Genomic DNA, 18,787 nt, shown 5'->3' with positions numbered 1-18,787 from the left:
TGGGGGGTGAAACAAAAGGTGTGGCTGAGGTGTGGAGCGATGCGGGCTCAGGCAGTTCCCGCGTCGAACGCGGCAGGCAGCCATTCGATGCCCTGGGGTTCGACCAGCACCACGTCGAAGCGGCACGGCGGCGGGGCCGTGCGCAGCGCCAGCAGGTAGTGTCGCGCAGCGAAGACGATGCGCCGCTGCTTGACCCCGGTGATGCTGCCGCCCGCGCCGCCATGCGTGCCGGCGGCGCGCTGCCGGACCTCGACGAAGACCAGCGTGCCGTCGCGCGGATCGCGCACGATCAGGTCGATCTCGCCGCCACCGCGGCCGGGGGTTCGATAATTGCGCACCACCAGCCGCAGGCCCGCCTTCTGCAGGTGGGCGAGCGCGGCGTCTTCCGCCGCGTCGCCGCGCTGCTTGGTGGTGGCCGATCCGCCGCTCCCTGCCGTCTTCTTGTTGTAGTTCTGGAGAAATCCCATTGAATGCTCTCGCTCCCGCCTCTTTCGGCGCCGCCCTGTCGGCCGCGCGCGATGCCGCGGGTGCCCAGCATTATCCGCAGGGCACGCTCTACGTGGTCGCCACGCCGATCGGCAACCTGGCCGACGTCACGCTGCGGGCGCTCCATGTGCTGGACATCGTGGACGTGATCGCCTGCGAGGACACGCGCCACACCCAGGGCATGCTGCGCGCCTACGGCATCGACCGGCCCGGCGCGCGGCTGCTCGCGGTGCACCAGCACAACGAGGCCGAGGCCGCGCAGGCGGTGGTCGCGCGGCTGGCGCAGGGTGAGCGCATCGCCTATGTGAGCGACGCCGGCACGCCGGGCGTGAGCGACCCCGGCGCACGCCTGGCGGCCGCGGTGCGCGCGGCCGGCCACCGCGTGCTGCCGCTGCCGGGTGCCAGCAGCGTGGTCACGCTGGTGCAGGCCGCCGGCCTGGTGGCCGACGGCGGCGACGAGCGCAGCGCCTTCGTGTTCGCGGGCTTCCTGCCGAGCAAGGCCGGCGAGCGCGACGCGGCCGTGGCCGAACTGGCGCACGAGACCCGCAGCGTGGTGCTGCTCGAGGCGCCGCACCGCATCGAGGCGCTGGCGCGCGCGCTGGGCGTGCTGGGCGAGCGCCGCATCACGGTCGGGCGCGAGCTCACCAAGCAGTTCGAGGAGATCGCGACGGTGGCCGCGGCGGCGCTGGCCGACTGGTTCGCGGCCGGACGCGACCGCACGCGCGGCGAGTTCGCGCTGGTGCTGCATCCGGTGGCGGTGGCGGCCGACGACGGCGCCGAGGCCGAGCGCGTGCTGCGCCTGCTGCTGGCCGAGCTGCCGCTCAAGACCGCGGTCAAGCTGGCGGCCGAGATCAGCGGCGCGCCGCGCAATGCGCTCTATGACACGGCGCTGCGGCTGCGTAGCGAAGCCGAGCGGGCCGATTAGTCCATCCGCGTGGCCTGCCGGAAACCTTCCAGCGTCCAGCCGCGGCCCAGCAGGAACATCCGGGTCTCCAGCCGTTCGAGGTCCTGCCCGGCGATGTCGCGGCCCAGGTAGCGCAGCTGCTTGCGCTGCACCTCGACGAAGCCGCGGGGGTGCTCCCGCGCCAGGCTCTGCCACAGCGCATGGGCGCCGGGCGACTGGCGCGCGCCGGTCATCAGGCAGATGCCCGAATCCAGGGCCCAGCGGTAGACGGCCCTGGCGATGCCGCGGCGCTGGTAGGCGGGCCGGTAGCGCGAGTGCGGCGCGCGCAGGTGCGGATCGGCGCGGCGCCCGACCTCGACCAGCCGGTTGAAGACCGTCGAGCCCGCGAGGCAGCCCCGGCGCAGGTCCTCGACATAGGCATAGAACTCGCCGTCGGCTTCGCGCACGTGCAGGCGCAGCGCGGGGTCGTGCAGCGCGAAGGCCGGCAGGCCGTGCAGCCGGTCGCCGGGCGTGTGCAGGCGTTGGTGCAGGGCGTCCAGTGCGGCGTCGTCCGCGGCCGCGGCGCGCGGGTCGACGTCGATGCGGAGCTCGGCCGGCCGCAGCAGCTGCCAGGACCGCCGGGCCGGGGCGCCGAAGAAGAGGGGACATGCGGCGTTCATGGTGCAGCGCCCGCGGGCGGCGGCCATTCGGCCTCGTAGCGCGACAGCCAGATCCAGACCGCGGCCGTGCCGTTCGTCAGGCGCGCGGCCGTGGCGGCCAGGCCCAGCGCATCGGCCAGCCGGACCTCGGCGCGCACCACCAGGTCGTCGCGCCGCACGTCCTGCTCGATCACGCGCACGCGGCGCTTCGCCAGTTCCCTGAGCAGCCCGACGCAGCGGTCGCGGGGGCTCTTGATGCGCAGGAACATCACCGGTTCGAAGGGCCCGCGGCCCGCCGGGTCGGTGAAGGTGTGGACTTCGGGGGCGCGCAGCACCAGTTGGGTGCCGTAGGCATCCTGCAGCACCTGCTGCGCTTCCTCGAGCGCCGCTTCGCTGGCCGCGTAGATCCGGCCGCCCCGGCCTTCGCAGACCACCTGGTAGCGCTCGGGCCGCGACAGCCAGTCGACCGGGCCCCGGGTGGCGAACACCGGCAGGCCGGGAGCGCCCGGCAGCAGCGCCTGCCGCAGGGGGTAGGCGTCCAGGGGTTCGGGCGCGCTCATCGGGGGACGGCCTGCAGGCCGGCGCCCAGGGGGGCGTCGACGGCTTCGGGCCGTGTGCGGGCGTCGTACGGCACGACCAGCACGTCGGCGGTGGCCATGCCCAGCACGCGTTGCGCCACGCTGCCCAGCAGGAAGTCCGCCAGGGCCGCGAGCGGTCCGTGGCGCTGCCGCTTGCCCACGACCAGCAGGTCGGCACCGCTGGCCTGCTGCTGCACCGCGGCCTGGCGCGCCGGGTCGCCCTGGCCGATCGCCGAGACCACCCGGCGCTCGGCCGCGGGCGTCGCCTCGCTGAGCCAGAACATGCGTTCGCGCGCCTCGCCCAGGCGCTGGTGGCGGCTGGCCTTGAGCGCCTGCTCCGAGGCGTCGGCCAGCCGCAGCCGGCCTTCCGGGGCGCGGGACAGCGCGTGGAACAGCTCGACCTGGGCCGTGCCGTCCAGCGCCCAGGCCAGCGCCACCATGCGCTGGGAGGCCGGCGTGAAGTCGACCGCCACCAGCAGGCGGCGGTAGCGGTGCAGCGCCTCGCGCTGCGTCACGAGCACGGGGCAGGCCACGGCGCGCAGCAGCCGCGTGAGCGGCGAACCGCCGAAGCCCGCCGGGCCGCCGCGTTCGCAGTCCGCGCCGACCACCAGCAGGTCGACCCGGCGCGCGGCGGCGCGCACGTCCGCCAGGTGGCCGCTGCCCGGGGCGTGGGGAATGCACTTGACCAGGATGCCGAAGTGCGCGGCGATCTCCCGCGCCAGGGCCGAAGTGCGGGCCGCGGCATCGCTGTCGGCGCAGCGGTCCAGGGCCGGCGCGGCATAGAGGATCTTCAGCAGGGCGCGGTGTTCGGCGGCGATCAGCCCCGCGCGCGTGACCGCGCGGCGGCTGGACGCCGAGAGATCGGTCAGGGCCAGGATCGATTGGATGTTCATCGTTGTTCTCCGCAGGGATGGACGGCACCGCGGCGACGCGGCGGGCCGCGGGCCTTCGGTGGGCGTCGGCAGCGCCGGGGGCGGCGTGCAGACGTGGCAGTGGGTCCGCCGGGGCGGGGCGGATCAGGCGAGGGCGGCGAGGGATGCCGGGGGCTGGCGCGTGGCGTGGCCGCGCGCGCCCGGACCGCGGGCGTCGCCGATCGGGGGCGTGAGCCCCCCGGGCAGGGGTGTGCGCATCGTCACGCCGATGGCGCGCGGCCCGCACGGACGTGCGGGTGCGCTACGGCGCGGGACGGGTGCCCGGCGGTCGATGGGATGCGCTGAAGAAAGGGAGGCTGACCGCCGGGCTCAGGAATCTGCGAGGGTCTGAGCTGACCCTGCCGTCGGTCCGGCGAACGTGAAGAGGGCCGGTCGGCGCGCCGCCGCCCACCCGCCGCGGCCGTGCCGGCCGCAGGAAACGGTGGAGAGGAAAGCGGTCGGACCTTGCATGGGCCGGAGTCTAGGCCGCCCCCCCGGCGGCTACAACAGAAGCCACACACCCTTTGCCAGATTGACAAATGCAAACCGGGGCCTGGCGCCTCTGGGCGGGAGCGCGAGGGATCGTCGGGTTCGCGCCTGCTTCGAACGGCCTACGCAATAAACGATCCCGGGACAATTTCGCAAATCCTCGGGGTATGTGTAAGCTTTTGTACTCTTACTAGTATTATTGTTTTAACATTTCATTCACAAGTTGCACCATCTCGGTGCGTGAAATGAATATGAAACACCAGGCTACCCACGTTCTTCATTGCCCGACCCTCGCGTCGCGCACCTCGCCTGCCATGCCGGCGGGCGTTCTCTCGACCCGGCGTACCGCAGCCCGCTTCGCCATCCACGCGATCGCCCTCGCTTCGGTGCTGACGATCTCGGTCTGGCCCACGGCCGGCGTGCAGGCGCAGACCACGATTGTTTCCGGCGGCGGCAACGGCAGCCGGGCCGACCGTGATGAAGGCCAGGGCGGCGCAGGCGGCCTGGCCGGCGGCGGCGGCGGCGGTGCCGGTGGTTATTCCACCGACCCCGATCCCGGGCTGGGCGGCAACGGCGGCGCGGGTGCGCAGGTCGGCACGCCCGCCCAGGCCGGCACGGCGGGTGGCAACAACAGCGCCGCCAGCGGCGCGAGCGGCGGTGCCGCCGGCGGTCCTGACCTGAGCGCGGGCGGCGGCGGTGGCGGTGGCGGCGCGTTCTCCAACTCCAACGGCAGCCCCGGCGGCGCCGGCGGCGCGGGCACCCAGAATGCCAGCGCGTCCCTGACGCTGGGCGGCGACCTCACCGGCACGGCCGGCGCGAACCCGCCGCCGGCCATCGTCTACTCGGGCGGTGGTGGTGGCGGTGGCGGCGGCCTGGTGCTGACGGGCGCGAGCGCGACCGTCGACACCGCGGGCCACACGGTCACCGGCGGCGCGGGCGGCTCCACGATGTGGGACGGCGCGGGCGGCGGCGGCGCCGGCCTGGCATTGGTCAACGGCGGCAGCGTGGTAAAACGCCACCGGCCGCATCGTCGGCGGCGCGGGCGGCAACGGCTACAACGGTGGCGAAGGCGGCAGCAGCGTCTTCCTCTACCAGGGCGGCAGCCTCAACAACGGCGCTGGCGGCCAGCTGACGGGCGGCGCAGGCGGCACCGGCGGCATCGTCGATGTCGGCGGGAATGAACCCGGCCGCGGCGGCAACGGCGGCGACGCGGTGCGCAGCAACGGCGGCCAGATCACCAACGCCGGCACGGCGCAGGGCGGGACCGGCGGCGTGGCCACCCTGGGCGGCAACGGCGGCAACGGCATCGTCGCCAGCGGCTCGGCCAGCGTGACCAACACCTCCGCGGGCCAGATCCTCGGCGGCACCGGCGGTGCCGTGGGCGGCACCGAAAGCGCCTCGGTGGCAGGCCGCGGCGGCAGCGGCGTGGTGCTGCTGGACGCCGGCGCCACGGTGAGCAACGACGGCACGGTGCGCGGCGGCGACGCCGGTGTTGCCGCGGCCGGCACGGGCGCGGCGGGCGGCGTCGGCATCGCGGGTTCGGCCGCGGGTGGCAACACGGTGGTCAACGCCGGCCGCATCTCGGGCGGCCTCGACAGCAGCGGCGCCGTGCGCGCCAACGCGGTCGAACTCCAGGGCTCGGGCAACCGGCTCGAACTGCGCGCCGGCGGTGTCTTCGACGGCAACGCCGTCGTGGCGCCGGGCGGCAGCAACAACACGCTGGCGCTGGGCGGCGACGCCACCGCGACCACCTTCGACGTGGCCACCATCGGCACCGCCTTCCAGGGCTTCGACGCCTTCCACAAGAGCGGCACCAGCGTCTGGACGCTGACCGGCGCCCAGGCCGGCGTCACGCCCTGGACTGTCGACGCCGGTGTGCTGGCGCTGACCGGCAACGCCAACCTGGGCGCTGCATCGGGCACCCTGACGCTCAACGACGGCACGCTGCGCCTGGCGGCCGACGGCCTGCAGATCGCCAACGCGGTCACGCTGGGCACGGGCCAGCCGACGGTCGACACCGGCGCCTTCACCGGCACGCTGGCCGGCGCGATCGGCGGCAGCGGCGCGCTGACCAAGACCGGCACCGGCACGCTGGTGCTGACGGCGGCCAACACCTACGGCGGCGCCACCACCGTCGGCCAGGGCACGCTGCGTGCGGGCGCGGCCAACACGCTGAGCGCGGCCTCGGCCCACACCGTGGCGGCCGGCGCCACGCTCGACGTGGGCGGCTTCAACCAGACCGTGGCCTTGCTCAACAACGCGGGCACCGTCTCGCTGCTGAGCGCCGCCCCGGGCACCACCCTGACCGTGAACGGCAACTACGTCGGCAACGGCGGCGTGCTGCGCCTGGGCACGGCCCTGGGCGACAGCGGCAGCGCGACCGACCGCCTGCTGCTCAACGGCGGCAACGCCAGCGGCAACACCACGGTGCAGATCACCAACCTGGGCGGCCTGGGCGCGCAGACCACGGGCAACGGCATCGAGGTCGTGGCCGCGCGCAACGGCGCCACCTCGACCGCCAACGCCTTCACCCTGGCCAACGGCCACGTCGACGCGGGCGCCTACGCCTACACGCTGCACGGCGCCGACCAGAGCTGGTTCCTGCGTTCGGAAACCGACGCGGCCCCGCCGGTGAACCCCGGCACGCCGGTCACGCCCGGCACGCCGGCCACGCCGCCGGCCACCGTGCCGACCTATCGCAACGAAGTCCCGCTGTTCGCCGCGCTGCCGCAGCAGCTGCGCCAGGCCGACCTGGCCATGCTGGGCAACCTGCACCAGCGCATCGGCGACGAGCCGGTGGCCGGCGCGCCGGCCGCCAACGGCCCGCGCAACGCCTGGGGCCGCGTGATCTCCAGCGACATCGACGTGCGCCAGCAAGGCACGGTCTCGCCCGCGAGCAAGGGCCGCGTCGACGGCTTCCAGGTCGGCACCGACCTGTTCGCCGACGCCAACTGGCACGCCGGCGTCTACGTCGGCCAGCTCGACGGCGACATGCGCACCAGCGGCTTCGCCAACGGCGTCTGGGGCGGCGTGGGCAGCAACGACCTGCGCGCGCGCTACCTCGGCCTCTACGCCACCTGGACCAACGGCCGCGGCTTCTATGCGGACGCCGTGCTGCAGGCCGGCGACCACCGCTACACGCTGCGTCCGCAAGGCAATGCGTCGGTCACGGGCAAGGGCGACAGCCTGCTGGCCTCGATCGAGCTCGGCCAGTCCTTCGCGCTGGGCCAGGGCTGGACGATCGAGCCGCAGCTGCAGCTGATCCACCAGCGCGTGGACCTCGACGACGTCGTGATCTCCGGCGCCCGCGTGCAGCAGGACGCCGACAACGGCTGGATCGCCCGTGCGGGCGTGCGGGTCAAGGGCGAGACGAGCACCGCGCTCGGCGCGCTGCAGCCCTACGGCCGCTTCAACCTCTACCGCGCCTCCAGCGGCACCGACATCGCCCGCTTCATCGGCCCCGCGGCCACCACCGACATCGCGACGCGCACCGGCGGCAGCTGGGGCGAAGTGGCCGGCGGTGCGACGCTGGCACTGAACACGACCTGGAGCGTCTACGGTGAGATTGGTCGACTTTTCTCGATCGGCGGCGACGCTCGCGTGAAGAGTGGCGTACAAGGATCGCTGGGCCTCAAGGCTCGCTGGTAGGAAGTAGTGCTCCTGACCAGCCCCATCCGTCAGGCGTGGTCATGGAGCCGTGGTTTCCTCGACTGTGGTGCAGCGAGGATGACCCGAGGCAAACGCCGAGCCGATCTCGGCGGCTTCTTCACTGACCTCCGGACGACAGCACGTCGCGATCGCTGAGCGGGCTGACGAACTACCGTTGAGACCGCCAAGATCTACCGCTGCTGTAACGGGCATCATTCATGAGAGGTTCGTTCTGAAGTGGACTGTTGCATGTGACCCGCAGGCGCCTGGAAAACTGCGAGCCGCACGATCGTGCGCTCTATGCCACGTGGTCTGCCTGACATGGCTGCGCGGAAACGCCTGGTTGTGGATGGCGCCGTGAGTAGTCCGTGACCCATTGCACGGCGCGGGTGCGCAGATGCATCTCGGCGGCCTCCCGTGTCAGGTCTTGATTTGCCAGAGAAAGCCGACACCGCTGTACGCCGTCCCGTAGCACGATGGCTTGGTACTGCGATGCAGGGTGGCCATCACACCTGAACTCGATGTCCCAGCCGTCCGGCAGCAGGTCAACGGTCATCGATTCCAGTCGCACTGGCAGCGAGCTGACGTCGAGCCATCTCGGCTGCGGCAAGAAGGCTGTCGGCCGTCTGCACCGCTGCGTCAGCCGTCATCGTCACCGCAACGCCGTCCGGACCATCCAGCATCACGACACCGTCTTCAGCAGAAGCTTGACCTGCGTCTTCGCGCGGTGCAGGTCTGGATTCGATGTGGGCCATGTAAGACTCCTATTGGGCAGACGAGCGTGCAGCAAGTGAGGGATTGAGGTAGAGGTACTGAGGATCGAACATGGCCTTCGCGACCAGACCTCGCAGATCCAGTATTTCCACGCGAGAAGCGCGAACGCTGCAGAGTTGGGCTTCACGGAGTTCGCGCAGCACGCGATTGACATGGACGTTCGTCAACGAGCAGACCTCGCCAATGTCGGCTTGTGTCATCGGAAGGCTGAAGGTCCTGCCATCCGACGCCCCAATGGCAAAAAGACGGGCGTTCGTCTCGCAGAGGAAGTGGGCAACGCGTTGCGTTGCATTGAGGCTCGCCAGCCTGTATATCCACTGCCTGTGCATTGCCGCATCCAGCAGCGTGAGAAACCAGAGTCGTCTTGTCAGGCGTGCGTCACTCTCCTGAATTTTCTCCAACGACGCATGCGGAAAAACGGCCACCGTGACGTCGGTCAGTGCTGCGACGTCGTGATCCAGCCTCTTCAGCGCATAAGCGTGCAGATCCACGAAGTCACCCGGGACATGCAAGGCCACAAGGTGACGCCGACCGTCGGGGGCATCTACATGGCGGGTCATGAGCCCCTTTATCAGCAATGTGCTGATTTCGACCGGTGTGCCTTGGCGCACCACAACCTGTTCGGCCGAATAGGTCTGCGTGTGGGAAACGGCACTCTCCAGAAGCGCTCTCTCGGCTTCAGACAGATCAGCAGTGCGATTTCGAAGTAGGTTCTCGGTAAGCATGGATAAGACCTTGCAATTGATGGTGCACCGCTTCACAGAACAGCGCATTAACGTGGATTAACTTTCCGTCTGAATCTGATCCACCGTAGCAAATACTCAACGAGTGGATTTCATCCTACGAGCAGGCTCACTGCTGATCATCAAAGTGTGGTGCCTTCGATCAACCGCCTGCGAGATGACATGCCCAAGAAAAACACCACGCCTTCCAGCCCTGAACTGAGCGCAGCGCGCGCTGCGGCTCGCAACACAGACAGCGGTCCCGCTACGCCTGCTCCTGCGAGCGCAGCCAAAGGCGATGCTCCTGCGCAACGCATGGTCGACACGCAGGCCCTGGCCGCAGCGATGCCAGCCAATACCAACAAGCCGCTCGAACACGGCGAAGCCAATGCGCAACGGGCACCGCAAGGCCTGCGCGCCACGCCGGCCTCGCGCCTGCCCGGCGGCAGCACGCTCTCGGAAGCCAATGCCTCGGACAAGACCGGCACGGTCGCGGCCGAAGGCGTGAACGCCACCATCGACACGCTGGACCGCGTGCGCGTCGATTCGGCCGGCCAGCGCCTCACGACCAACCAGGGTGTGCCGGTGGCCGACAACCAGAACTCGCTCAAGGCCGGCGTGCGCGGGCCGGCGCTGCTCGAGGACTTCATCCTGCGCGAGAAGATCACGCACTTCGACCACGAGCGCATTCCCGAGCGCATCGTGCATGCGCGCGGATCGGGCGCCCACGGCTTCTTCGAGGCCTACGCGCCGCTGACCGAATACACCAAGGCCTCGCTGTTCGCCGAGGCCGGCAAGGTCACGCCGGTGTTCGTGCGCTTCTCGACCGTGGCCGGCGAGCGCGGCTCCAAGGACACGGCGCGCGACGTGCGCGGCTTCGCCGTCAAGTTCTATACCGACGAGGGCAACTGGGACCTGGTGGGCAACAACATGCCGGTGTTCTTCATCCAGGACGCGATCAAGTTCCCCGACCTGGTCCACGCGGTCAAGCCCGAGCCGCACCACGGCATGCCGCAGGCCGCCTCGGCCCACGACACCTTCTGGGACTTCGTCGGCCTGATGCCCGAATCCACCCACATGCTGATGTGGCAGATGAGCGACCGCGCGATCCCGCGCAGCTACCGGATGATGCAGGGCTTCGGCGTGCACACCTTCCGCCTGGTCAACGAGGCGGGCGAATCGGTGTTCGTGAAGTTCCACTGGCAGCCCAAGCTGGGCACGCACTCGCTGGTGTGGGAAGAAGCGGTGAAGATCTCGGGCGCGGACCCGGACTTCCATCGCCGCGACCTGTGGGAAGCGATCGACGCGGGCGAGTATCCCGAGTGGGAACTGGGCCTGCAGATCTTCACCGAGGAACAGGCCGAGGGCTTCAGCTTCGACATCCTCGACGCGACCAAGATCGTGCCGGAGGAACTGGTGCCGGTGCAGATCGTGGGCCGCATGGTGCTCAACCGCAACCCCGACAACTTCTTCGCCGAGACCGAGCAGGTGGCCTTCTGCACCGCGCACATCGTGCCGGGCCTGGACTTCACCAACGATCCGCTGCTGGCCGGGCGCATCCACTCCTACGTCGACACGCAGATCAGCCGGCTGGGCGGCCCGAACTTCCACGAGCTGCCGATCAACGCACCGATCGCGCCGGTGCACAACAACCAGCGCGACGGCATGCACCGCCAGGCGATCCACCGCGGCCGCGTGGCCTACGAGCCCAACTCGCTGGCCGGCGGCTGTCCCTTCCAGGCCGGCGCGGCGCAGGGCTTCACCAGCGTGGCCAGGCGCATCGACGCGCAGGCGTCCAGCGACAAGGTGCGCGCCAAGCCCGAGAAGTTCGCCGACCACTACACGCAAGCTCGACTCTTCTTTGAAAGCCAGTCTGAGACTGAGAAGGCTCATATCGGCAACGCCTTCCGATTCGAACTTTCGAAGGTGACGGTTCCGGCAATCCGCGAGCGGGTGGTTGCAAGTCTCGCGAATGCATCGCCGGAACTGGCCGCGCGACTTGCACAGGATCTGGGCATGGACTTGCCCGCGCCGCTGCCGAGGGCCCTGGAGACACCGGCCACACCGGAGGTGGAGCTGTCGCCCGCCTTGTCGCTTCTTGCGCGCCCCGGCGATGGCGGCATTCGCACGCGGAAGGTCGCCATCCTCATCGCGCATGGCATCGAAGATACATCGATCGCCAAGGCCATCAACGCGCTGATGGCAGCAGGCGCCGTGCCCCGTCTGGTTGCGGCTCGCCTGGGAACGTACATCGGTGCCGGCGGGGAAAAGTTCGAAGCCGATGCCACGATGGAAAACTCGCCCGGCTTCCTGTTCGATGCCCTGATCCTGCCAGATGGCGCCGCTGCAGTGGAGGCCTTGGACGCCGACGCCCACACGCTGGAGTTCCTTCGTGCCCAGTACTGGCATTGCAAGGCGATCCTCGCTTTCGGAGCATCTGAAGCACTGCTGACGGAAGCCCAGATTCCGCTCGAACTGCCTGACGGTTCGCCAGATGCGGGACTGATCCTGGCAGAGGCAGGCAGGGCAGACGAGGCGATCTCAGCGTTCATCGAAGCGATGCCGGTGCGCCGGTTCGAACGAGAGAACGATCCGCCCCAACGCTGAAGGCGTGCCTCTCGCGTTCCCACCACCGGTGCGTTGCAGGCCCCGGGGCCTGCGTCGATCTCTCATTGAAGGAGCTCCATGATTGGCATTGTCATTCCGGCGCATAACGAGGAGGCGTCGATCGAGACTTGCGTTGCGCATGCACGTGCGTGCGCGAGCGACTCAGGGCTGGACGGAGAGTGTGTGGAGATCGTCGTGGTGGCAGACAGCTGTGTAGACGCAACTGCCGCGCTTGCGGCGCTGGGCGGCGCAACGGTGCTTTCTATACAGGCCCACAACGTTGGTGCCGCACGCGCCGCTGGCGCTCACTTCATGCTCACGCTCGGCGCGAGATGGCTGAGTTTCACGGACGCCGACACCCTGGTCGCTCCCGACTGGCTGTCGCAGCAGCTTGCGTTGAACGCTGACGCTGTATGCGGAACTGTCGAAGTGACCGACTGGACCCCTCATGGCGTGCATGCGGCGTTCCTGGCGCGGCACTTCTCGCAGAGCTACTGCGATGCCGATGGCCACAGGCATGTGCACGGCGCAAACTTGGGTTTGTCTGCAGCGGCTTACCTTCGGACGGGTGGATTCGAAGCTCGGCGTTGTAGCGAGGATGTGGCCATGGTGGCCGCGCTCGAACGCATCGGCGCAAACATTTGCTGGAGCGCCCGACCCCGGGTTCGCACGAGTGCACGCAAGGTCGCTCGTGCACCCGGTGGGTTCGCCGATGCACTGCTGCAGGCGGTGGCATCCCAGATGGCACCGGCAGTCGCGCTCGGCTAGGCGGGGCCGATAGCGCCAGCATGTGCATGAGAAACGAGCCAGGCGGAGGCCTCTGCCGAGGGCAGCGGCCTCGAGTACCAGAAGCCCTGAGCCTTGTCGCAATCGAGCTGCGCCATCAGTTCGCTCTCTGATCGCGTCTCGATTCCCTCGGCGACGGTCTGCATCCCCAGGCTCCGAGCGATGCGACACACGGCCGCGATGAGCACGCGATGGTGCGCGCTGGTGGTCGACTGGCTGACGAAGGAGCGGTCGATCTTCAGCACGTCGATCGGGAGTCCATGCAAGCTCGCGAGCGAGGAGTAGCCGGTTCCGAAGTCGTCCAGCGCGATGACGACGCCCAGGGACTTCAGCGCACGCAGCCGCGCCTGGATCGCAACATCCTGGGCCGCCATAGTCTCAGTGACTTCGAGCTGGAGCGAGCTGGCGCTCAGGCCCGAGCGCGCAATGGCACTGGCGACCATCTCGACGACGCCCGGCTCGACGATCTGTGCCCGGGAGAGGTTGACAGACATCGTCACCGGCGCAGCGGGCCCGAGCGAATGCTGCCACGCGACCAGCTGGTCGCATGCCTCGTTCAACACCCATTCCCCCAGGACGCCGATCAGGCCCGTCTCTTCCGCGATGCCGATGAACTCGACGGGAGAGACCATCCCGCGCACCGGATGGCGCCAGCGCACCAGCGCCTCCATGGCAGTCACTCTCGCTCCATCGTCCAGGTCGACGATGGGTTGGTAAACCACGAAAAGTTGGTCCTGGGCGAGGGCCGTGCGCAATTCGGTCTCCAGGCTGCCGCGACGCACCGCCTCGTCGAGCAGGGCGGGCACGAAGGCGCAATGTCGGGCACCGCCAGCGCGCTTGGCTTGCCGCAATGCCACCACCGCCTCCTGCAGGACGACCTCGGCGCTGCGGGCCGCGAAAGACGGAATGACACTGCCCACGCTGACACTCAGATCGATCGCCATGCCCGCGATCAGGTAGGGCTTGCGCAGCCCCTCGACACACGCGAGAGCGAGCTCCGTGGCCTCGGCCTGCTGGGCGGGAAGCGGAAGGAGGACCGCAAACTCGTCGGCATCGAGTCGCGCGATGAACCCCCCTTCGCCTTCGCGAGCCCAGGCGGGTGCCCAGTTCATCGACTGCAGGCGCGACGCCATCGACTGAAGCGCGGCATCGCCCATGGTGCGGCCCAGCGTGATGTTGATGCGATCGAAGCGGTCGGCATTGACCAGCAGGAGCACGAACCTGGCGGCCGCGTCGTCCTGCATCCGGCCGAGCTCGACGTCGATGCGCTGTGCCAGCGCGAGAGCATTGGGCATCCTGGTCAGGCTGTCGAGATGCGCTGCGATGTGCAGTTGTGCGGCCATTTGCTGCTGCTCGCGCTGCACCAGTGCGGTCGCATCGCTGATCGTGCCGATGAGCGAAACGTCGTCCAGGCGAACCAGCTTGAGCGCGAGGATCGACGGCGCCGCCCCGCCTTGGGCGCACGGCGCATTCAGGCGCAAGCTGTCGCAGATGACCGCGCCGGGATCGTGTGCGCCCGCAGCCAGCGCACGCAGCTGAGGCGCGACCGTCGCGAGCACTTCGAAGAGATTGGTCAGCCGCCCCTGGTGCGCCAGGGGCATCAGGAGCTGGGCCGACAGCGGATTGATCATCAGGATGTCTCCCTCCAGCGTCGTCTGTACCAGCCCGATCGGCGCCTGATAGAGAAACTGGATCAGCGCCTCGAGCTGTTGCGCACTCGTGTCTTCCTGCATCATGCCGCCCGAGGGTAGACGCGTGCATCGGTGCGCGTCGGGCCCCTGTCGTGCCCGTGGACCTGCGAAGCACCTGCATCCTCGGCGGCGCGAGTTCCCTGCACACGGACGGACGCCGAGGTACGGCCGAACACTCGCCCCACGCGCCTGCGGTGTGCGGCCTGGCACGACCTCGTTTCGGATGCGTGTCGGTTCCTTGTGCCGTTGAACGGCGACAGCGCTGCCGGCGCGCCCGGGGAGCCCGATGTCATGGCGCAGCGCTCATGGCCTGCGCAGGACCGCCACGTAGCGCATGGGGACGCCCGCGGCCGCCAGAAGGCGAAGCTTCACCGCGATCGGCCGCATGCGAAGTGTGAGCACATAGTCGATGGTGTCGTCGAGCACCGTTGCGTTGGCGAGCGCATCGTCGAAGCGTTGGGCGACCAGGTAGTTGTTCATGCAAGGCGCCACGATCGTGAAAAGCGCGTGGCCCACCACCCTCGGGCGGGAGAGGCCGGCGGCGGAGGACTCGAATGTGTTGTACCGCCGGACGACGCCAGCCTCGTCGAAGCCGATGACGCCGAACTCCAGCGCATCGAGCTCGGCTTCGGACAGTCCCTCCAAAGCGACGAGAAGGTGCTGCTCGTCGAAAGCGACCGCGCCGGTGCGTGCCATGTTCATGGGTGGCTGCGTCCTGAAAAGAAGCATGCTGGCGGATTTCGGGTGGCCGGGCTGTCGGAGATAAGCGCTTCCTCACGGATCCTGAGCGCCCCAGGGGATCAGCGGCCCTTTTCCGGCGCGGGCAGCGGGGGGCTAGTCTCGAGCGCGGCCGGCGTCGCGATGGCGGGTCTGCGGCAAGGCAGGCCCGGTATCCCACGACATGGCGTCGAGCGCCCGTCTGGCGCCGGCGGTGTCCCGACGGCCCCATGCTCCTGATCGACATGCAGACGTCGGCCTCGGGCCCGACCGGGATTCGACGACGCTGTTTCTGCCAAGGCTCACACCGACCCGCAGCGTCATGCGACTGCTTTGCCCGCATGCTCCGAGGACGAGGGGGTGTTCGGCCGCCCGGCGGCCTCATCCGGTGCACCGAGGATCTCGTTTGTTCTTCTCACTTTCGTCCGGAAACGTCATGGCCCATCCGTCCCTGTCCACGCCATTGCGACTGCCCTGGTTCGTGCGCCGGTGGGTCGACCAGGCGTTCTTCGAGCGCCTGCAGCCATCCTCCAGGCCCGCCGTCGATTTCTCGCACCCCCGGGGCGAGCCCGCGTTGGTCGCGCCGGACTCGATCGCGTGGCAGGTGTTCAAGAATCCCGTGGCGCTCTATGTCGGCGGCGTCGCGGCGGTGATCCTGGAACTTGCCGAGCCCTCCGTGCGCGCGGGTGTGTGGGATCACTCGACGTTTCGCACGGATCCGGTCACCCGGCTGCAGCGCACCGGACTGGCCGCGATGGTGACGGTCTACGGCGCGCGCAGCAAGGCCGAGGCGATGATCGCCGGCGTCGGGCGCGCCCATGGGCAGGTCACGGGAAGGACAAGCACTGGCAAGAGCTACCGAGCCGACGATGTCGAGCTGCTGAACTGGGTTCAAGCCACCGCGAGTTTCGGATTCGTGGAGGCCTACCGCCACTTCGTTCATCCTTTGAGCGAGGTCGACGTCGACCGCTTCTATGCGGAGGCAGGGTCTGCAGCACGACGCTACGGCGCGCTGCAGGCCCCCGCGTGCGATGCGGACAGGGCGAGGTTGTTCGAGGCCATGCGCCCCGGACTCGAGGCTTCACCCACGATCTTCGCGTTCCTGGACATCGTGGGCAGCGCGGCGGCCTTTCCGAGGCCGCTGCGCGCGCTGCAGCGACTGCTGACGCGCGCCGCGGTCGACATCACGCCGGCCTGGTTGCGCGACGATCTCGGCCTGAAGGCCGAGCATGGGCTTCGCCCCTGGGAGCGACCGCTGATTCAGCGAGTGGGTCGCCAGGCCGACCGCCTGTTGCTGCCTTCGAGCCCGGCCGTTCAGTCGTGCCGACGTCTGGGGCTGCCCGACAACTATCTCTATGACATGCACGTGCGCGCTTCCATTCCGAGCGCGCGTGAAGTCTGAGGGCGTGCAGGCTTGCCTGGACTCCGGCTGATCCGCAGGCCGGGCCGTAACCGCGGGGTGCGTAGCACCCTTGTGAAGGTCCATTGCTCTCAAGCCCGCCACGATCGCGGCAGGCGCCCGAATGGCTGCGCGGACTCGCACGACCTGCCGGCTGCGGTCGACGCCCCGACCGGGGGGGCTCCATGGCCAGGCCCGCGAGGACCGCAGGGTCTGGCGCAGCCCCGGCCGATCGGCTGCACGCGGGTGCGGCGTGGCAGCGAAAACGATGGCGTCCTACCGGGACGGTGGCGATTTTCTGCGGCTCTCGGGCTGAGCGTCCTGGCTCCAATGACCCTCTCACGCAGGAGCCGGGATGACCACAAGGACAGGGACGTCGCATGCATCGAATTCGCAGACAGGCGCTGCCGCCGTCGGTTCCACGGGCGACGTGCGCGCGCAGCGCGCCCCGCCGTCGATGAGGGAGGCGCGCAAGGCCTTGCGCACGGTCTTTGGTCTCTCCCGCCTGCGCGCCGGCCAGGCGGAAGTCATCGAGCGGGTGCTCGCAGGCCAGTCCACACTGGCGGTGATGCCCACGGGCGCCGGCAAGTCGCTGTGCTACCAGCTGCCCGCGGTGCTGCTCGATGGCTGCACGCTGGTGGTCTCGCCCTTGATCTCGCTCATGAAGGATCAGTGCGAAAAGCTTCGGGAGAGAGGGATCGCCGCAGTCCAGTTCAACAGCCAGCTTGCAGCGCGCGAGCTGGCCGAAGCCGAGCAGGCGGTCGACAGCGGGCTCGCGCGGATCATCCTCGCGACGCCGGAGCGCCTGGCGGACAACGATTTCGTGCGGCGATTGCGCCAGCGGCGTGTGTCATTGCTGGCGGTCGACGAAGCCCACTGTATTGCGCAATGGGGGCACGACTTCCGCCCGGCATTTCTCGAGCTCGAGGGCGCGGTCCGCGCACTGGGCGATCCGACGGTCCTGGCGCTGACTGCGACGGCTGGCGAGGACGTGGCCGCCGAGATCATGAAGCGGCTCCACATCCCCTCGAACGGACTCGTCCAGGCCGGGGCCTTCCGCGAAAACCTCCACTACGCGGTCGAGGCCGTGAAGGACGACACGGCGAAGATCGAGCGCGTGCTCTGCCTTGCCGCGACGCAGGCCGGCAGCGGCATCGTCTACGCGGCCACCGTGAGGGCCGCCGAACGGGTCTTCGAGGCGCTGAGGGCTGCTGACGTCTCCGTCGGGCTCTACCATGGCAAGCTCGCGGCCGCCGATCGGCGCCTCGCGCAGGATGGCTTCATGAGCGGCGACACACGGGTGATGGTCGCGACCAACGCCTTTGGCATGGGCATCGACAAGGCGGACATCCGCTTTGTCGTCCACTACCACCTGCCACCGAGCCTCGAGGCGTACTACCAGGAGACGGGCCGCGCCGGTCGCGACGGGGAACCGGCCGCCTGCACCTTGCTGTTTCACCCGCGCGACAGGGCGGTACAGCAGTTCTTCCTTGGCGGCCGATACCCGTCGGCGGTCGACCTGCGGGCCGTGCACCGTCAACTGCTCGCCCCGCAGACCGAAGGCGCGGGGTGGACCGCAGCGACCCTGATGTCGGCCCTGGAGCGACCACGCAACAAGGTGCAGGCCGCTCTCGCCTTGCTGCGTCAGGAGAAGGTGATCGGTGCGACGCGCGAGGGCACCCTGTGCGTGAGGCGGCCCGACGTTGCAGACGACCACTTCGAAGCGATGGCGTCGAGCTACCGCGCGCGCCGCGCGGAAGACCAGGCCGCGCTCGAGCGCATGGTCTTCTATGCGCAGACAGGGCAATGCCGTTGGCAGGTCCTGCTGGCCGATCTCGACGGCACCGAGAGCGCAAGGTGCGGCACGTGCGACAGCTGCCGACGCATCGCAGCGCACGAGGCGGCGATGGCCACTCGGATCGTGGTGCCCGAGGTGCCATCCACCCCACGGCGTGCGACCGGTCTGTTCGATGTCGAACAGTCGGTGGCCGTGAAGCGCTACGGACGCGGGGTCGTGGTGGCGGCGGATGCGCTGTCTGTCACCGTGGCGTTCGGCGACGGCAGTCGCCGATGCTTCCAGCCTGACTTCGTACGGCCGGTCGCCTCCCTGCGGGCCTCCTGGCCGAATCACTCTAGTGAGGAGACTTCCTCGGTCGCCGCTCGGGAAGCCTGAGACGGCGATGATCTCCGCCTCGCTGCATCCGCTCCTTGCCCAGCCCCGTTGCCCCCCGGGCACGTCTTGTCGGACAGCACCTGCCGCAGCGCAAGAGCGCAGGGCGCGTGAAGGAGCCTGCAGCCGCTGCCGGGCCCGTCGGCCGAGATACGACTGCAGCCGCGGCTCAGGACGGCCGGCCGCAGGGGCCATCGTGGCGAAGACCCTTGCCGAGTTGACGCCATTGGACTCCAGCGTTGAGACGGGTCCGGCCCGCGATCGCAT

At 69.5% G+C, this 18,787-nt stretch carries 15 protein-coding genes; 7 read left to right on the top strand and 8 right to left on the bottom strand.

Annotated features, from left to right (window positions below; all coding sequences use genetic code 11):
• Nucleotides 1-47 precede the first annotated feature (47 nt).
• Nucleotides 48-467, bottom strand: a complete 420-nt coding sequence (locus A9977_RS12865; protein WP_183025227.1) for a YraN family protein — start codon at nucleotides 465-467, stop codon at nucleotides 48-50.
• Here A9977_RS12865 and rsmI point away from each other — a divergent pair.
• Entirely contained in the window at nucleotides 467-1,411 is a 945-nt protein-coding gene (gene rsmI / locus A9977_RS12860) for a 16S rRNA (cytidine(1402)-2'-O)-methyltransferase (protein ID WP_183025226.1), read from the top strand. The two genes, A9977_RS12865 and rsmI, sit on opposite strands and share 1 nt — an antisense overlap.
• On the opposite strand, the gene A9977_RS12855 is transcribed toward rsmI, so the two are convergent.
• From A9977_RS12855 to A9977_RS12845, 3 genes are read right to left on the bottom strand one after another with little or no spacing between them, the layout of a single operon-like run.
• The gene (locus A9977_RS12855) at nucleotides 1,408-2,076 is read right to left on the bottom strand and encodes an N-acetyltransferase (protein WP_259651940.1); all 669 of its coding nucleotides are present in this window, start codon (nucleotides 2,074-2,076) and stop codon (nucleotides 1,408-1,410) included. The two genes, rsmI and A9977_RS12855, sit on opposite strands and share 4 nt — an antisense overlap.
• Nucleotides 2,046-2,588 carry a hypothetical protein gene (locus A9977_RS12850; protein WP_183025225.1) on the bottom strand — a complete coding sequence of 181 codons (543 nt, stop codon included), beginning with the start codon at nucleotides 2,586-2,588 and terminating at the stop codon, nucleotides 2,046-2,048. The genes A9977_RS12855 and A9977_RS12850 overlap by 31 nt, the downstream gene beginning before the upstream one ends.
• Nucleotides 2,585-3,499 carry a universal stress protein gene (locus tag A9977_RS12845; protein ID WP_183025224.1) on the bottom strand — a complete coding sequence of 305 codons (915 nt, stop codon included), beginning with the start codon at nucleotides 3,497-3,499 and terminating at the stop codon, nucleotides 2,585-2,587. The genes A9977_RS12850 and A9977_RS12845 overlap by 4 nt, the downstream gene beginning before the upstream one ends.
• Nucleotides 3,500-4,251: 752 nt before the next feature.
• Between A9977_RS12845 and A9977_RS12840 the strand changes: the two genes are divergently transcribed.
• Together A9977_RS12840 and A9977_RS12835 are read left to right on the top strand one after the other, a co-directional pair.
• Entirely contained in the window at nucleotides 4,252-5,187 is a 936-nt protein-coding gene (locus tag A9977_RS12840) for a hypothetical protein (protein WP_183025223.1), read from the top strand.
• Nucleotides 5,188-5,218: 31 nt separating this feature from the next.
• The gene (locus A9977_RS12835) at nucleotides 5,219-7,654 is read left to right on the top strand and encodes an autotransporter outer membrane beta-barrel domain-containing protein (RefSeq protein ID WP_183025222.1); all 2,436 of its coding nucleotides are present in this window, start codon (nucleotides 5,219-5,221) and stop codon (nucleotides 7,652-7,654) included.
• 545 nt (nucleotides 7,655-8,199) lie between these two features.
• Here A9977_RS12835 and A9977_RS12830 read toward each other — a convergent pair.
• Both A9977_RS12830 and A9977_RS12825 read right to left on the bottom strand, forming a co-directional pair.
• Nucleotides 8,200-8,409: a hypothetical protein gene (locus tag A9977_RS12830; RefSeq protein WP_183025221.1), complete on the bottom strand. Its 210-nt coding sequence runs from the start codon at nucleotides 8,407-8,409 to the stop codon at nucleotides 8,200-8,202.
• 9 nt (nucleotides 8,410-8,418) lie between these two features.
• Nucleotides 8,419-9,153 carry a Crp/Fnr family transcriptional regulator gene (locus A9977_RS12825; protein WP_183025220.1) on the bottom strand — a complete coding sequence of 245 codons (735 nt, stop codon included), beginning with the start codon at nucleotides 9,151-9,153 and terminating at the stop codon, nucleotides 8,419-8,421.
• 180 nt (nucleotides 9,154-9,333) lie between these two features.
• Between A9977_RS12825 and A9977_RS12820 the strand changes: the two genes are divergently transcribed.
• Complete coding sequence (locus A9977_RS12820) at nucleotides 9,334-11,757, top strand: catalase (protein ID WP_183025219.1); 2,424 nt, start codon at nucleotides 9,334-9,336, stop codon at nucleotides 11,755-11,757.
• Between the two features lie 78 nt (nucleotides 11,758-11,835).
• Entirely contained in the window at nucleotides 11,836-12,525 is a 690-nt protein-coding gene (locus A9977_RS12815; RefSeq protein ID WP_183025218.1) for a glycosyltransferase family 2 protein, read from the top strand.
• Here the strand turns inward: A9977_RS12815 and A9977_RS12810 are convergent.
• Complete coding sequence (locus A9977_RS12810; protein WP_259651939.1) at nucleotides 12,522-14,279, bottom strand: bifunctional diguanylate cyclase/phosphodiesterase; 1,758 nt, start codon at nucleotides 14,277-14,279, stop codon at nucleotides 12,522-12,524. The genes A9977_RS12815 and A9977_RS12810 overlap by 4 nt on opposite strands.
• Nucleotides 14,280-14,537: 258 nt before the next feature.
• On the bottom strand, nucleotides 14,538-14,936 hold the full coding sequence (locus A9977_RS12805; RefSeq protein WP_183025217.1) for a phosphonate transporter: 399 nt from the start codon (nucleotides 14,934-14,936) through the stop codon (nucleotides 14,538-14,540).
• A 451-nt stretch (nucleotides 14,937-15,387) separates the two neighbouring features.
• Between A9977_RS12805 and A9977_RS12800 the strand changes: the two genes are divergently transcribed.
• Together A9977_RS12800 and A9977_RS12795 are read left to right on the top strand one after the other, a co-directional pair.
• Nucleotides 15,388-16,353, top strand: a complete 966-nt coding sequence (locus A9977_RS12800; protein ID WP_183025216.1) for an oxygenase MpaB family protein — start codon at nucleotides 15,388-15,390, stop codon at nucleotides 16,351-16,353.
• 352 nt (nucleotides 16,354-16,705) lie between these two features.
• Nucleotides 16,706-18,523 (top strand): ATP-dependent DNA helicase RecQ, encoded by a 1,818-nt coding sequence (locus tag A9977_RS12795; protein WP_259651938.1) that lies wholly within the window; start codon nucleotides 16,706-16,708, stop codon nucleotides 18,521-18,523.
• Nucleotides 18,524-18,787: the final 264 nt, after the last annotated feature.

The sequence above is a fragment of the Variovorax sp. UMC13 genome (assembly GCF_014170375.1).
In the GTDB taxonomy this organism is placed as follows: domain Bacteria; phylum Pseudomonadota; class Gammaproteobacteria; order Burkholderiales; family Burkholderiaceae_C; genus Variovorax.
Note: the sequence above shows the minus strand (reverse complement) of the source record. Positions and strands in the feature narration are given on the sequence as shown.